Here is a 15,705-nt window from a genome sequence, read left to right as displayed (position 1 = left end):
AGGCTCCGACGATGGTGCATCCGTCCCTGCTTCCGCCGTGGAAAGGACGTGCCCATCATATTTCCGCCCACCCGCACCGCGCCCCCCGAGACGCTCGGGCCCGGCAGATGCGCAGGGCCCCGCCCGATCTGGTGACCGGGCGGGGCCCTCGCTCCTTCTTTCCTGGTCAGGAGGTGAAGTAGCCGTTCAGGTCGGCGATCACGTCGGCGGATCCGGAGTTGTTGTAGAAGGTGACCCAGCCGTCCACGACGGGGACGACCACCAGGTTGGCGACGGTCTGCCCGGCCGTGTAGTTGAGGTTCGACACGCCCGGACGGGCGACCCCGTGCGGGTGGACGATCAGGTGGCTGGCCTCGGTCGGGTTGGTGACCGTGACGTTGAGGACGACGGCGGTGACTCCTTGTGCGGGGACTCCTGCGGCGCCGGTCACCTGGAGGTGGACGGCATCGCCCGGGCCCACGGCTCCGGCGCGGGCGCCGGTGCCGTCGCGGGTGTCGAGGAGGCGGACCGGACCGGCCGCGGAGAAGGCGGAGCCGGTGGCCGCGTAGTAGCCGGTGACGTCGGCGATGAGGTCGACGGATCCGGCGTTGTTGCGGAGGTCGACCTTGCCGTTGACCACCGGCACCGTCACCAGGTTGGGGACGATCTGCCCGGGCGTGAAGTTGAGGTTCGACACGCCGGGCGCCGCCTGGCCGTTCGGATACACCGTGACGTGGCCGGCCTCGGTCGGGCTGACGGCGGTCACGTTCATGACGACCGCGGTCACCCCGGTGGCCGGGATGCCCTTGACCCCGGCGACCTGGAGGGTGACGACCCCGCCCGGTCCGACGCGCTGCTTCTTCGCGCCGGTGCCGTCACGGGTGTCCAGGAACCGGGACGGCGTGATCGGGTTCAGCGCGGAGCCGGCCCCGGCCTTGTCGGTGTAGTAGCCGGTGACGTCAGCGATGAGGTCGACGGATCCGGCGTTGTTGCGGAGGTCGACCTTGCCGTTGACCACCGGCACCGTCACCAGATTGGGGACGATCTGCCCGGGTGCGAAGTTGAGGTTCGACACCTTGGGCACGGCCTGCCCGTTCGGGTAGACCATCACGTGCCCGGCCTCGGTCGGCTGGACCGCGGTCACGTTCATCACGACGGCGGTGACGCCGGTGGCCGGAATGCCCTTCACACCCGCGACCTGCAGGGTGACGACGCCGCCCGGTCCGACGCGCTGCTTGGTCGCACCGGTGCCGTCTCGCGTGTCGAGGAAGCGCGACGGGCCGTGCGGCACGAACCGGCTGCCCTTCGGGGGCTGGGCCGTGACGGTGTAGGCCTTGGGCAGGTAGCCCCGGGACGGGACCCCGGGGGTGTGCTCGACGCCGTCGAGCAGCAGGTCGTACTGTCCGGGTTCCAGCCCGTTCGTGTCGACCTTGACGTACAGCTGCTTTCCGTCGGTGTTCGCCGTGATCGGCTCCAGCACCCGCTCCGGCGAGCCGTTGCGGATCAGCTTGAGCTTGGTGGCGAAGGTGAGCCCGGTACCGGTGACGATGGCGTCGGTACGCGTACCGACCATGCTCGTCGACGGGCTGATGCCGGTCGGGTTCGGCGCCGGCGGCTCGACGCAGCCCTCCCGGCACTCTCCCTGGAAGGAGAAGTCGACGGGTGTGCGTGCCCGCTTGGGGCTCAGCAACAGCACTGCCTGGGCGGGCGCCGCGCCGGCACTCGTCGCGCAGCTGAAGGCGAACCGTTCACGGTCGGCCGTGCACCCGTACCCGGCGGTCGAGGAGGTCCATTCCGGCCCGTTCATCAGGTCCAGACCCGGCTTGTCGAACTCCGTGGTGCTGGTGGTGCCGGTGACGGCGATGGTCTGGCCGGCCCTCATGTCGATCACGGCGCAGTAGGCGGTGGAGGCCTCGGACAGGGTCCCGCCACGGGCGGGGAAATCGTTGACCGAGATGCGGTTGGCGGTGCATTCCGGCGCCCAGCCCGAGGCCGTGCCCACCCGCCAGGTGTCCAGCTTCGCGGCGATGGTGCCGCCGAGGGCCTTGTCGGGTCCGACGATCGCCAGGTACGACGTCGAGCCGGCGACCCGGCAGGAGCCGGTCCGCAGGCACACGGCGCGGCCGTCGCCGTCGACGACGGTCAGCGGGGCGCCGTCGACGTACGGGATGTCCGGGGTCCGCGCCGCGATCCAGAACTTGTCGGTGGCGGCACCGGTCACCCGCACGCAGCGGGTGTCCAGGGGCGAGGTCAGGTCGAAGGCGAGAGAGGGGCCGCCCGTCTTCGTGGAGGGCGTGTCCGCGCACTGCGCGGTCGCGGACACGTCGCGCCGCACCAGGCGGTACGTTTCCGTTCCGCCCCAGGCGGTGGCCGAGCTCTCCAGCAGCACCGTGTACGGCTCGCCGGGAGCCAGGGAGCAGACGTTGGCCGTGGAGGGGGACGCGGTCTCGCACCTGATGGTGCCCGCCGCGTCGACCACCTTGACCGTCACCGTCGCGTCCCTCGGAGTGCCGGAGACGTGGTCGAGCAGCTCTGCGGTGGAGTGGGCGTTGCCCGGCACGCTCAGGCAGGCCTGCGACCTGTGGAAGGCCACCGACACCTCGGCACCCCAGGTGCCGTTGCCGAACGTGGACTGCGGCCACGGCGTGCAGCCCTGGGCCTCCTCGGTCCGGTGGAACGCCAGTCCGAAGGTCGTGGACGCCTGGCTGCTCCTCAGCACGGCGCGGAAGGGGGCGGTGCCGGTCAGCTTGCAGAGGGTGCCGGTGTCGCACTGCTGCCGGGTTCCGGACGCGTCGTACAGCTTGTACGCGGCGTAGCTGCCACCGGCCGGCGGCCGGTTCAGTACGTAGATGCCCTTGCCGCCGGCGGTGGGCAGGGTCAGACAGAGTACGTGCCCCGGCCCGGTGAAGGCGCCGGTGGCCGGACCGGCCGCCAGACCGTTGTCGTGGGTCGGGGTGCAGCCCCTGGTCTCCCTGGCGGAGTGGAAGGCGATGCCGAAGGCCTTGAAACTGTCGCTCGTGGGGTTGGCCGACCAGGTGTAGTCACCCGGGGCCAGGTTGCAGACGTCGTACCGGGGGCAGCTGGGCACGGTCTCGCCGGCCTCGGACAGGAGCGGCGACGGAAGCGGGTGGGCGCCGGTCGCGATGACATCGGCGTAGGTGTATTCGGCGGCCTGGGTGACCCGCAGGATGCGGCAGTGCTCCGTCCCGGTCAGGTCCGGGAGGCTCCCGTACGCCTGGGGCTCGACCACCGCGCAGCCCTCCGGCTTGGAGAGCCGGGCCACGGTGTAGTCGTAGTCGACGGCCTTCCCCGAGGACTGCAACGCCGAGATCCGGAACGGTGCGGTGCCCGTGAGCCTGCAGTCCACCGCGTCCGTCAGGCGGCCCCTGGACGAGCAGACCTCTTTGCCCGAGGCGTCGTACACGCTGTGCAGGACCTCGTAGCTGCTGCTGTAGGCGCGCAGGACGTCACCGGCGGCCAGGTCCAGGGTGTAGCAGTCGCCCGCCGAGCCGGCCGGCAGCGAGCGGTGCAGCACGGACGGCGCGCCGAGCCTGCGGTCGGCGGCGCCGATGGCCTTGCACCCGGTGGAGGAGAGCAGCGCGGTGTACGACACGGAGATGCCGTTCGCCGTGCCGCTCTTGTCCGTGACCTGCACCGTGTACGTCCCGGCCTGACCGGTGGGACACCGTAGCGCCGGGTACGCGGGGTGGCGGACGCTCTCGCAGGCGACGGCGGCGCCGCCGGGCGCGATCAGCTTCGTGGTGGACGGAAGCGTCGAGACGACCTGGAGCATGACCAGGTCCTTCTGCTGCGGCAGGGTCAGCGAGAAGGACGCCGTCTTGGACGGGTCGACCGTGCAGGTGACGACCGTGTGGGGCGCGAGGGCCGCCGGACAGGGCTCGGCGAGGTCGCCCTGCTGGAGCGTCCGTACGGCAGCCTGGTGGTCGGCCTTGGGATCCGGCTCCGGCGCGGCCTGCGGACCCGCGGCCTTCGGCTGTGCCGCGGCCGTGGCGGCCGTGGTGGTGCCGGGCGCCGCGGGATCCGCGGCGGCGGTGCTGGTCTGGCCTGTCAGTGAGGCCAGCAGGGCGAGCAACAGGGTGCCCGAGGCGGCTGTCGCGCGCATCCGCCCCCGTCTGCTCCGCCCTCTTCTGCCGATCGGCAGCAAACTCATGAACCCCCCAGTTCGGATGTGCCCGACCCCCGTGACCTGCTGGGAAGCTCTGGGCAGCCGGAGTGTAGCGCCTGCCCCGGACAGCCCGAAGGGCGGGATGCGCCGTGCGCGTCCCGCCCTTCCGGTGGTGCGTGTCCTGCCTACAGGAACGAGTTGATCTCGATCGTCTCGGTGCGGCCGGGGCCGACGCCGATCGCGGAGATCGGGGCGCCCGACATCTCCTCCAGGGCCTTCACGTAGGCCCGGGCGTTCGCCGGCAGGTCCTCGAAGGTCTTGGCCTTGGTGATGTCCTCGGACCAGCCGGGGAGGTATTCGTAGATCGGCTTCGCGTGGTGGAAGTCGGTCTGCGAGTAGGGCAGCTCCTCGACGCGCTTGCCGTCGATCTCGTACGCGACGCAGACCGGGATCTGCTCCCAGCCGGTCAGCACGTCCAGCTTGGTGAGGAAGAAGTCGGTCAGACCGTTCACACGGGTGGCGTAACGTGCGATCGGCGCGTCGAACCAGCCGCAGCGACGGTCGCGGCCGGTGGTCACACCGCGCTCGCCGCCGATGCGGCGCAGGTCCTCGCCGTCCTGGTCGAACAGCTCGGTCGGGAACGGACCCGCACCGACGCGGGTGGTGTAGGCCTTGAGGATGCCGATGACACGGCTGATCTTCGTCGGGCCGACGCCGGTACCGGTGCAGGCGCCGCCTGCGGTCGGGTTCGACGAGGTGACGAAGGGGTAGGTGCCGTGGTCGACGTCGAGCAGGGTGCCCTGGCCGCCCTCGAAGAGCACGACCTTGTCCTCGTCCAGCGCGTTGTTGAGGATCAGGGTGGTGTCGGCGACGTAGCCCTTGATCTGGTCCGCGTACTGGAGCATCTCCTCCACGATCGCCCCGGCCTCGATGGCGCGGCGGTTGTAGAGCTTCGCGAGGAGCTGGTTCTTGCCCTCCAGCGCCGCTTCGACCTTCTGGGTGAGGATCGACTCGTCGTAGAGGTCCTGGACCCGGATGCCGACGCGGTTGATCTTGTCCGCGTAGGTCGGGCCGATGCCGCGACCGGTCGTACCGATCTTGCGCTTGCCGAGGAAGCGCTCGCCGACCTTGTCGAGGGTGACGTTGTACGGCGTGATCAGGTGCGCGTTGCCGCTGATGAGCAGCTTGGAGGTGTCGATGCCGCGCTCGTTCAGACCGCGCAGCTCGGAGAGCAGGACGGCCGGGTCGACGACGACGCCGTTACCGATGACCGGGGTGCATCCGGGGGAGAGGATGCCGGAAGGGAGAAGGTGCAGCGCGTACTTCTGGTCGCCGACGACGACCGTGTGGCCGGCGTTGTTGCCACCCTGGTAGCGCACCACATAGTCAACGGATCCACCGAGCAGGTCGGTGGCCTTTCCCTTGCCCTCGTCACCCCACTGAGCTCCGAGCAGCACAAGAGCGGGCACAGGCGTACACCTCTTCCGGATGGGGCATGTCCAAGGTCAGGGGGGCGTACGACGATGTACGCGGGCTGAGCCGTCGGACGGGTTGCCCCGGAATAGACGAAGGCCCTGGCGCAATAGCGCAAGGGCCTCTTGCACAAAGATGCTACCCGAGGAAGGACCGAGGTGTCGGCTCCAGAGCCCACCATGAGCCAAGCGGGCGCGCCGGTAGGCGGTCTGCTGGTGCTCGTCGACCCGGTCGCCCGCCGTCTTGACGGCGAGTCCGTGCGGATCGCGAAAGATGTGTTGTCAGCGGGAGCGGCGGCGAAGATCTGCCTCCCGGATTCGCAGGAGGAGTTTGCGCGGGCGCTCGCCCGCCGGGGTCATCGGCAGCCGGTGATCGTGGGCGACGACCGGGCGCTGGTGCGGGCCGTGGGGCTGCTGCACCGGGAGCGGGGGCTCGGCGAGAGCGCTCTGGCGCTGGTTCCGGTGGGGCCGGTGGGGTCCCTGGCGCTGGCGAGGTCCCTGGGGGTGCCGCAGTCCGCCGTCGCGGCGGCCCGGGCGGTGCTCGACGGGTCGGTCCGGACGTGTGACCTGCTGGTCGACGACAGTGACGGAGTGGTGCTGGGCGCGCTGCGGATCCCGCCGCTGCGGGGGCCGGAGCGGGGGGTCCCGAGGCCTGCCGGGCCGTCGGTGTGGAGCGCGTACCGCTCGCTGGTGCGGACGCTGGTCCGGCCGGTGGCGGCCGCGGGCGGGGTGGGCGGCGGGCACCACCGGCTGCGGGTGGAGGCCGACGGGGTCCTGCTGGCCGATGTGGACCAGCCCGTGGCGGACGTCTCGGTGCGCACGCGGGGCGACGGCGAACCGGCGGAGGTCGCGGTGCGCACGGGCGGCGGCTTCGCCGGCTCGACGGTGACGGCCCGGGCGAAGACGGTGACGGTGTCGGGTGCGGACTTCCGCTACCGGGCCGACGGCGCGATGGCCGGTCCGGTCCGCCGCCGTACGTGGACGCTGCGCCCCGGGGCATGGATGCTCACCCTGCCCCGGTGACGGAGTCGGCGCGGGCGGTGCGGGAGGTGCGGGAGGCGCCGGTGGCGGAGCCGGAGCCGGTGGCTGTGGCGCAGGCGCTGGGCGGCGCGCCGCGTGGTGCGGGACCCGGCGGCGCGCTGGATCCCGCACGAGGCCGAGGTGGTGCGTGCGCGCCGGGCTGAAGGTCCGACTCCAGGCCGACACCGACAAGCTGGACGCCGTACTGCGCTCCCTCGCCGCGTCGGGTGTGCGCTCGCTGACCGCGACCCCGCCCACCCTCGAAGAGCTCTTCCTGCGCCACTACACCGACGACGGCGAGGCGACCGCGCGATGAAGCGACGACCGAACGGCCTCGCGGGCACCGGCGCACTGCTCCGGCTGGCCCTGCGCCGCGACCGGGTGATGATGCCGGTCTGGATCCCGGTCACCGCGCTCCTGGTGGTGAGCATGCCGGGATCGCTCGGCAGCGTGTACGCCACCACCGCCGAACGCACCCAGGCCGCCGCCTCGATGAACGCCAACGGCTCCGTGCGCGCCCTGTACGGGCCGGTCTTCGGCGACTCCCTCGGCGCCCTGACCGCCTGGCGCGCCGGGGTCTTCGGCGCGGTCCTCGCGGCTGTCATGAGCCTGATCATCGTGGTCCGACACACCCGCGAGGAGGAGGAGTCGGGCCGTCAGGAACTGCTCTCCGCAGCCATGGTGGGGCGCCGGGCCCCGCTGACCGCGGCCCTGCTCGCCGCGCTCGTAGCCAACACCTGCGTCGGCCTGCTCGTCGCCGGCGGCCTCGCCGGGCAGGGAGCGCCGGGCGCGGCCGCGCTCGCACTGGCACTCGCCGGCACCGGCATGCTCTTCGCCGGCGCGGCCGCCGTCGCCGCCCAGCTGACCGAGAGCGCCCGGGCGGCCAAGGGATTCACGGCCGCGGTGCTCGGCGCGGCCTTCGTCCTGAAGGCGGCCGGAGACGCCGGTACGGCGGGCGGCAGTTCCGCCCTGACCTGGGTTTCACCGCTCGGCCGTCCTGCGCCTGAGCGGTGAGGAGTCGGGGCAGCGGGCGGAACCGCTGCTCGCGAACGCGGTCGGCCGGCTCCGCTGGGCCGGCGGCCACCTGGCCGTCGCCTTCGGCGGCTCGGCGCTGATGCTGCTGCTGGCGGGGCTGGGCCTCGGCATCGGGCACGGCGGCGAGGTGGGGACGACGGTCGCGGCCACCCTCGCCCAGCTCCCCGCGGTGTGGGTGATCGGGGCGCTGGCGGCCCTCCTCCACGGCGCGGCCCCCGCGTACGCGGCGGCCGCCTGGGCGGTGGCCGGCAGTGCCCTGGCCCTGGGCTGGCTCGGCCCGGCGCTGAACCTCCCCCAGGCCGCCCTGAACCTCTCGCCCTTCGCCCACCTGCCCAGGCTCCCGGGCGCGGAGCCCCTGTCGTGGGCTCCGCTCCTTGCCCTGACCGCCCTAGGGGCGGCCCTGGCGGCGGCCGGCCTCACCGCCCTGCGCCGCCGAGACATGACGGCCTAGAACTCCACGAGCAGGCTCTTCAGCCCGCGGATGACGTACCCGTCCTGCCACTGCGGCTCCTCGACGAGCCGCAGTGGCGGCACGCCGTCCGCCAGCAGCGCGCCGAACGAGGCCTCCAGCTCGCGTCGCGCCAGCGGCGCCCCCAGGCAGTAGTGGATCCCCGCCCCGAAGGTCAGGTGCGGATTGTCGGCCCGTGCGAGGTCCAGCGTGTCGGGGTCCTCGAAACGCGCGGGATCACGGTTCGCGGATCCGAAGAGCAGCGCCACCTCGGCCCCGCGGGGGATGTCGGTGTCGCCGACGCGGATGTCGTCGAGCACCCAGCGCTCGAACATCTGCAGGGGAGTGTCGTACCGCATGAGTTCATCCACAGCTGTGGACAACTTTTCGGGATCGCGGCCGGCGCGGAGCGCGGCGAGCTGGTCGGGGTTGCGCAGCAGCGCCCACCACCCGTTGACCGTGGTGTTCACGGTGGCCTCGTGCCCGGCGTTCAGCAGGAGGACGCAAGTGGAGATCATCTCCTGCTCGCTGAGCCGCCCCTCGTCGTCGTGGGCGGCGATCAGCCCGGAGATCAGGTCCTCGCCCGGGCGCGCGCGCCGCTCGGCGATCAGCTCCCGCAGGTACGCGCTGAAGTCGGTGCTCGCCCGCACCGCGCGCCGCGCCGTCTCCTCGTCGGGCCGCAGCTCGAACATCCCGCAGATGTCCGCCGACCACGGCCGCAGCAGCCCCCGGTCCGACTCGGGCACACCCAGCAGCTCCGCGATCACGGCCACCGGCAGCGGCTCGGCGACCGTGGCGAGCAGGTCCCCGCCCCCGTCCGCGAGCAGCCGCCCCACCAGTTCCCCGGCCATCCGCCGCACGGCCGGCACCAGCCGCTCCACCGTCCGCGGGGTGAAGGCCTTCGCCACCAGCCTGCGCACCCGCGCGTGCGCGGGATCCTCCAGGTCCAGCAGGCCGTTGCCGTTGAGCACGTGGAACGGCTCGTGCTCCGGCGGCGGCGCCTGCCGCCCGAACTCCTCGTGCGAGAAACGGTGGAGGTAGGTCCGACCCAGCCGCCGGTCCCGCAGCAGTGCGCTCACATCGGCGTAGTGCGGCACCAGCCACTGCCCGGTGGCCTCCCACCAGATGGCCCGCCCCCGCTCCCGCAACTCCCGGTAGGCCGGGTACGGATCGGCGACGAACGCGGCATCCCACGGATCAAAGCCCATCCCCGCAGAGTAAGCGCTCGGCCCTCCGGATCAGGCCGGTGTCACCAGGCGGGTCTCATAGGCGAACACCGCCGCCTGCGTCCGGTCCCGCAGACCCAGCTTCACCAGGATCCGGCTCACATGGGTCTTGATCGTGGACTCCGCGACGATCAGCCGGTCGGCTATCTCCGCGTTGGACAGGCCCTGCGCGATCAGGACCAGCACCTCCGTCTCCCGCTCCGTCAGCTCGCCCACCCCCGCCGGGTCCGCGAGCCTGCGCGCCTCGGAGATCTTCGAGAACTCCGCTATGAGCCGCTTCGTCACCGATGGCGCCAACAGGGCCTCGCCGGCCGCCACCACCCGTACTCCGTCGGCCAGCTGACGGGCCGAAGCGTCCTTCAGCAGGAACCCGGAGGCCCCCGCCCGCAGCGCCTGGTACACGTACTCGTCGAGGTCGAAGGTCGTCAGGACCAGCACCTTCGCGTCCGTGTCCGAGGCCACGATCTCCCGCGTCGCCTCCAGGCCGTTCATCTGCGGCATCCGGATGTCCATCAGCACCACGTCCGGCCGCAGCGCCGCCACCTGCGCGATGGCCTCCCGGCCGTCGACCGCCTCGCCCACCACCTCGATGCCGTCCATGGCGTTCAGCAGAACGGAGAACCCCTCGCGGACCATCATCTGGTCGTCGACGATCAGCACCCTGATCGTCATACCGTCCCCTCCTGCGGCTCGGGCACCGGCTCGGGACGGTTGCGCACCGGAATGAACACCGCGACCTCGTACCCGCCGGACTCCGTCCGGGCGGCCGTCATCTCCCCCTCCAGCATGGCCACCCGCTCCCGCATCCCGGTGATCCCGTGGCCGGCCCCCGGCGAGGGCCGCACATCCCCGGTCGGCGCCTCGTTGACGACCCGTATGCCCAGGCCGCCCAGCACGTAGGACACCTCCACCCCGGCCGACGCGCCCGGCGCGTGCCGCAGGGTGTTGCTCAGGGCCTCCTGGATGATCCGGTACGCCGACAGCTCCACGCCCTGCGGCAGCTCCCGCACCGCGCCCGTGATCGTCTTCTCCACGCTCAGCCCGGCCTCGCGCACATTGGCCAGCAGCCCGTCCAGCGAGGCCAGCGTCGGCTGCGGGGCGTCCGGCGCCTCGTAGTCCGCGGAGCGCACCACGCCCAGCACCCGCCGCAGCTCCGTCAGGGCCGCCACCGCGTTCTCCCGGATGGTGACGAACGCCGCCTCCAGCTCCGGCGGCGGGTTCTTCACCCGGTACGGAGCGGCCTCCGCCTGGATCGCCACCACCGACATGTGGTGGGCCACCACGTCGTGCAGCTCCCGCGCGATCGTGGTCCGCTCCTCCAGCAGCGTCCGCTTGTCCCGCTCGACGGCCGTGACCTCCTGCTGTGCGCTCACCTCCGCCTTGGCGTGCCGGCGTATCTGGATGCTGCCGGCGATCACCAGGGCGAACGCCGACGTCACCGCCATCTCCGGCGCGTTCGACCCCCACTCGCCGGTGAACACCACGGAGATCGCGGCGCCCAGCGCGAGGGTCAGCGCCCACATCCACGCTGCCACCCGGGGCCCGGTCCGCAGCGTGACGACGACCATGACCACGATGTAGGAGAAGAACGCGCCCGGGGTCCAGGGCCAGCTGACGCCCTCACCGAGGGCGGCCAGCACCACCGTCATCGCGACGGCCGCCCACCACGCGCCGACCGGCCGTACCAGCGTCATGAGGACGGGAACCGCGGCTATCAGCCCCATGACGAGCTGGCCCAGATCGCCCAGGTAGCTCGACTGCCCCTCCATGGTGAAGAGCACGGCGAGGAAGGCCAGCGCCCCCACCGCCGCATGCTGCCGCCACGGCGCATGCCGTCGTATCCCCTTGGGGAGCCGCCGCGAGAAGCGCCCCGGGGCCCCCGCCGGCGGCAGCGGCCGGTAGGCGAAGGCATCGGTGACGAGGTCCTGGCGCAGGGTCGCGATCACCTCCGATGCCAGTCGGAACTCAGGCGTCCGGGCTGTCCCCCCGGTGGTCGTCTCGGTCATACGCACAACCGTAGGTCTGTACCGGCTTCGTCCGCGTCGCCGCTGATGGGGATTTCTCCGGGTCCCTCTCAAGTACTACACGGGTCCGTCAGTAGCCCGTCGGACGGATCAGACCGCTCTCGTACGCGAACACCGCCGCCTGCGTGCGGTCCCGCAGGCCGAGCTTCACCAGGATCCGGCTCACATGGGTCTTCACCGTCTGCTCGGCCAGGACGAGGTGCTCGGAGATCTCCGCGTTCGACAGGCCCTGGGCGATCAGCGACAGCACCTCGGTCTCCCGCTCGGTCAGCACGTCGATCCGGGCCCGCGACGGCGCGCGCGGCGCCCCCAGCCGGGAGAACTCCGTGATCAGCCGCTTCGTGATGTTCGGCGACAGCAGCGCCTCACCGGCCGCCACCACCCGCACCGCCTCCGCGAGCTGATCGGCGGACGCGTCCTTCAACAGGAACCCGGAGGCCCCGGCCCGCAGCGCCTCGTACACGTACTCGTCGAGGTCGAAGGTGGTCAGGACGAGCACCTTCACCTCGGCGTCGGGAACGCGGGTGATCACGGACGTGGCCTCGATACCGCCCATGCCCGGCATGCGGATGTCCATCAGCACCACGTCCGGGGCCAGCTCGGCGACCTTCGCGACGGCGTCCGCCCCGTCCACCGCCTGCCCCACGACCTCTATGTCGGGCTGGGCGTTGAGGAGCACGGTGAAGCCCTGCCGCACCATCATCTGGTCGTCGGCGATCATCACCTTGATCGGGGTGCTCATGGTGCCTTCTTCGTCTCGGTGCCGGTGCCGGTGCCGGCGGGCGGGTTCTGCGGATCCATCGGGAGCACTGCGCTGACCTCGTACCCGCCGTCGGGGCGCGGGCCCGCGGCCAGTTCGCCACCCAGCATGCCTGCCCGCTCCCGCATCCCCAGCAGGCCGTGCCCCGCTCCCTGCGAGGGCGGGGCCGGCCGGGTCGGCGCGCTGTTGGCGACACAAAGGTGCAGCTCGCGCGGCCCGTACGCGACGCCGACCTCCACCTGCGAACCGGGGGCGTGGCGCAGGCAGTTGCTCAGGGCCTCCTGCACGATCCGGTACGCGGTGAGCTCGACGCCGGGTGCCAGCGACCGGCGGACGCCCGCGACCTCGGTGGTGACCTCCAGTCCCGCCCCCCGCACGTTGTCCACGAGGCCGTCCAACTCGGCGAGGGTCGGCTGCGGATGCTGCGGGGCCGCCGGATCGCCGGGCTGTTCGGAGCGCAGCACCCCCAGCACCCGGCGCAGCTCCGTGAGGGCCTCCAGCGCGTTCTCCCGGATGCCCGCCAGGTTCTCCTTGAGCTCCTCGGACGGGTTGTCCACGAGGTGCGGGGCGACCTGCGCCTGGATGGAGATCACCGACATGTGGTGCGCGACGACGTCGTGCAGCTCGCGGGCGATGCGGCTGCGCTCCTCCAGCAGGGTGCGCCGGGCCCGCTCCTCCGCGGTGAGCGTCTCCTGCTCGACCAGTTCGCCACGGGCCAGCCGCAGGGCGCGCAGCGCGTACCCGAGGAGCCCGACGAAGCCGAAGAGGACGGTGGCCCCCATCGAGGAGATCTGGCTTCCGTCCGGATGGAAGGCCACCTCGGCCGCCCCGGTGAGGGCGACGGAGATGCCGACGACCCATATGGTCACCCGCGGCGGCACCCGGAGGGCGACGAGCAGCAGCACGGGGGCGAACGCGAAGATCCCGCCGGGCGTCCAGGGCCAGGTCTGGCCCTGCCCCACGTTGTCGTGGATCATCCAGGCGATCCAGCCTGCGGCGAGCAGCCCCAGCCACCAGGCGGCGATCGGGCGGAACATCGCGAGCCAGATGGACAGCGCCGTCAGGAGCGCGACGGCCAGCGGCGGGCCGCCTTTGACGTGGTAGTGGTCCATGAGCTGCTCGGTGGTGAGGAACCCGAAGAACATGGCCGCGTAGGCGACGAGTGCGTGCGGCAGCCGCGCCAGCCACCGCGGGCGGCCCATCCGGGGAAGGGGATCGCGCCGCAGGGTGAACAGCTCCAGGGCCAACGCCAGGCTCGGTGAGGCCCCCTTGACGGCATCGGAGGGCGCCGGCTCGGCCGGGGGCACGCGCTGCTCGTTCACGTCGGCCAGCCTAGGCATGGGTGATCTCCTCGACGGAAGTGCCCGGCACGGAGCGGGCGGCCGTGACCGTGGCCGGCCGGGAACCCCGGGCCTGTTCGTGGGTGCGGAACGCTGCCCAGCACAGCCCCAGCGCGGCCGCGAACACCGGCAGCCACCCCACCCGGGCCACTATCCAGCCCACCGAGTCGGGCGCGGTGTGCAGCCCGGGCAGGCGGGCCGGGACCAGCAGTCCGAGGGCGGTGACGGCCATCATGGCGGTCTGGTGCCATAGGAAGATCGTCATGGCGGAGAGGTTCACCAGAGCCACCTTCGCCCAGGCCGCCGGCCTGCGCATGAGCCGGGCCAGCCGGTCGCGGGCCAGCAGGGCCAGCCCGCACTGGGCCAGTCCGAACGCGACCGCCGCCAGCGTCGGCGGGTTGAGGTTCGAGACGGCCGCCCCCGGCACCCCCACCATGGAGGCCGGATACCCGCCCCACAGGACCAGCGCGGCGGTGGCCGCGGCGGCGACGCCGACCAGGAGGAGCAGCCGGCCGCGCCGCGCGAGGGCTCCGCGCGACCACGCGGCGCCCAGCGTGAAGGGGACCAGCCAGCCCGCGGCCACGTTGACCCACCCGATCCACTCCGGCCCGCCCAGCCCGAAGCGCCACAGGTCGACGCCCGCCACCACGGCGGCCGGCCACACCGGGCCGAGCCGGGCCACCAGTGGAGTCGAGGCGGTCAGCGCGGCGAACACCAGCAGGAACCACAGCGGCGACAGGACCAGCTTCACCAGCGTCCGCACGGTGTCGAACTCCGCCCCACCGACGAGCATTCCGCCCGCCACGACCGTCCAGAGGACGAGCACCGCGGCGACCGGGCGGAACAGCCTGCCCAGCCTCTGCCCGACCCAGGCTCCGTACGTGATGCCCCGCTCGCGCGCCGAGGCGTACCCGAGGGCTGCGACATGGCCGCCGACCAGGAAGAAGACAGCCAGCGTCTGGAACACCCAGGAAACCGGGGCCAGCCAGGGCATGTGCGCCAGCGGGCTGGTGCCGTGCAGACCGCCGTCGGCGGCGGTCAGCGAGGTGACCAGCCAGTGGCCGAGGACCACGCCGAGGATCGCGAGGGCCCGGAGCGCGTCCACGGCCCGGTCCCGGCCGGCCGGCGTGGCCGCGTCGATACCCGCCGCCAGAGCGGACCAGCGGGCGCGGAGCTCACGCATGCCCGGCCTCCTGGGCGGGAGCGCTGCCGAGGACGATGGCCGCCAGTGCGTCGAGGGACCGGGTGCCCGGCTTGAGGTAGTCGCTGTGGCCGCCGGATCCGGCGGCGAAGGCCCGCGCCCCGAAGGCGGGGTCGACCGGGTCGGTGCCGAAGCCGAGTCCGCCGAGCCGGACGTGCGGCACGCCGGCTATCCAGTCGGCGCCGCCCCGGCCGGCCCAGACCCGGGCCGCGGTCGGCAGCTCCCGGGCGGATCCGGCCCCTGTGCCCGGACTGCCGAAGAGGACCACGTCGCCGACGGCGGCTCCCGTCACGGTCCGTGCGCAGACGACGGAGCCGTAGGAGTGGCAGAGCAGCGAGATCCGGGCACCGGGCGCGGCCATGTCCCGCAACCGGTCCAGGAACGGCCCCAGTTCGGCCGCGGCCTCGTCCGCCCGGCCGGCGGTCAGCACGGTCGTGCTGACCGTGCCCGGGGTGTCGTACCCGAGCCAGGCAACCACGGCGGTGCGCGCATGCCCGGTCTGGAGGCGCTGCCGGAGGGCGACCGCTCCGGACCGGAACCTCTCGTACGTGTCGAGGGTGGTGTCCGAGCCGGGCACCAGGACGGCGATCCGGTCGGCGGTCTCCAGCTCGCCGAACACCTCGACGGCCCGGCCCCCGCCGCGGCCGTCGAAGGCGAGGAACTGTGCCGTGCCGGCCGCCGCCATGGCCCGCAGCCGGCCGGCCCGGCCGGAGCGGTCGGCGTCCTGGGCCATCCGGACCGCCTCGGCGATGTTGTCGCGGTTGGCGGCATAGCGGCTCTGGGGCGGGGCGCCCTCGGCGAACACGGCGGGCGCCGGGGCGGGTGCCTGCGCGGAGGCGGCGGCGGACACGGGAACTATCACGGCCGCCGCGACCAGCGAGGCCAGCAGCGTGCGGCGCAGCCGCCCGCCACGCGCGCCGTCCGGCCTCCCGGAGCCGAACCCGGCCTCCCCCGCGCCGTCTTCCTCCCTGGCGCTCACCGCATCCGCGGCCCGTGCCGTGTCCGCCGTCCGTGCCGTCCCCGTGGCCATGGTGTGTTCCTTCGGTCTCCCGGAAGGGGCGTCAGTGCCCCTCT

Annotated in this window: 10 protein-coding genes and 2 pseudogenes; 3 read left to right on the top strand and 9 right to left on the bottom strand. The window is 72.7% G+C overall.

The genetic code is table 11. From position 1 onward, the window contains the following. Positions 1-166: 166 nt before the first annotated feature. Positions 167-4,102: a hypothetical protein gene (locus tag OHA91_RS18030; protein WP_328739617.1), complete on the bottom strand. Its 3,936-nt coding sequence runs from the start codon at positions 4,100-4,102 to the stop codon at positions 167-169. Positions 4,103-4,290: 188 nt separating this feature from the next. Further along, a complete protein-coding gene (locus OHA91_RS18025; RefSeq protein WP_031147513.1) occupies positions 4,291-5,574 on the bottom strand; it encodes an adenylosuccinate synthase in 1,284 nt (427 codons plus the stop codon). A 183-nt stretch (positions 5,575-5,757) separates the two neighbouring features. On the opposite strand from OHA91_RS18025, the gene OHA91_RS18020 reads away from it, so the two are divergent. The 3 genes and pseudogenes from OHA91_RS18020 to OHA91_RS18010 all read left to right on the top strand — a co-directional run bounded on the left by OHA91_RS18020 (position 5,758) and on the right by OHA91_RS18010 (position 8,083). Next, complete coding sequence (locus OHA91_RS18020; protein WP_266499050.1) at positions 5,758-6,600, top strand: diacylglycerol kinase catalytic domain-containing protein; 843 nt, start codon at positions 5,758-5,760, stop codon at positions 6,598-6,600. A gap of 154 nt (positions 6,601-6,754) precedes the next feature. Continuing rightward, a pseudogene (locus tag OHA91_RS18015) lies at positions 6,755-6,913 on the top strand (ABC transporter); the annotation flags it as partial. Continuing rightward, positions 6,910-8,083: pseudogene (locus OHA91_RS18010) on the top strand (ABC transporter permease). The pseudogenes OHA91_RS18015 and OHA91_RS18010, both read left to right, overlap by 4 nt. Here the strand turns inward: OHA91_RS18010 and OHA91_RS18005 are convergent. From OHA91_RS18005 to OHA91_RS17975, 7 genes are all read right to left on the bottom strand, one after another. Further along, positions 8,080-9,288: a cytochrome P450 gene (locus OHA91_RS18005; protein WP_031147516.1), complete on the bottom strand. Its 1,209-nt coding sequence runs from the start codon at positions 9,286-9,288 to the stop codon at positions 8,080-8,082. The pseudogene OHA91_RS18010 and the gene OHA91_RS18005 sit on opposite strands and share 4 nt — an antisense overlap. Positions 9,289-9,318: 30 nt before the next feature. Further along, positions 9,319-9,978: a response regulator gene (locus OHA91_RS18000; protein ID WP_266499048.1), complete on the bottom strand. Its 660-nt coding sequence runs from the start codon at positions 9,976-9,978 to the stop codon at positions 9,319-9,321. Further along, on the bottom strand, positions 9,975-11,312 hold the full coding sequence (locus OHA91_RS17995) for a sensor histidine kinase (protein ID WP_051892825.1): 1,338 nt from the start codon (positions 11,310-11,312) through the stop codon (positions 9,975-9,977). The genes OHA91_RS18000 and OHA91_RS17995 overlap by 4 nt, the downstream gene beginning before the upstream one ends. Before the next feature lie 88 nt (positions 11,313-11,400). Further along, a complete protein-coding gene (locus OHA91_RS17990; protein WP_031147522.1) occupies positions 11,401-12,072 on the bottom strand; it encodes a response regulator in 672 nt (223 codons plus the stop codon). Beyond that, complete coding sequence (locus OHA91_RS17985; RefSeq protein ID WP_266499043.1) at positions 12,069-13,412, bottom strand: sensor histidine kinase; 1,344 nt, start codon at positions 13,410-13,412, stop codon at positions 12,069-12,071. The genes OHA91_RS17990 and OHA91_RS17985 overlap by 4 nt, the downstream gene beginning before the upstream one ends. A gap of 10 nt (positions 13,413-13,422) precedes the next feature. Beyond that, positions 13,423-14,613, bottom strand: a complete 1,191-nt coding sequence (locus tag OHA91_RS17980; protein ID WP_031147525.1) for an acyltransferase family protein — start codon at positions 14,611-14,613, stop codon at positions 13,423-13,425. After that, positions 14,606-15,661, bottom strand: a complete 1,056-nt coding sequence (locus OHA91_RS17975; protein ID WP_328739616.1) for an alpha/beta hydrolase — start codon at positions 15,659-15,661, stop codon at positions 14,606-14,608. The genes OHA91_RS17980 and OHA91_RS17975 overlap by 8 nt, the downstream gene beginning before the upstream one ends. Positions 15,662-15,705 lie beyond the last annotated feature (44 nt).

This window comes from Streptomyces erythrochromogenes (genome assembly GCF_036170895.1).
Taxonomy (GTDB): domain Bacteria; phylum Actinomycetota; class Actinomycetes; order Streptomycetales; family Streptomycetaceae; genus Streptomyces; species Streptomyces erythrochromogenes.
Note: the sequence above shows the minus strand (reverse complement) of the source record. Positions and strands in the feature narration are given on the sequence as shown.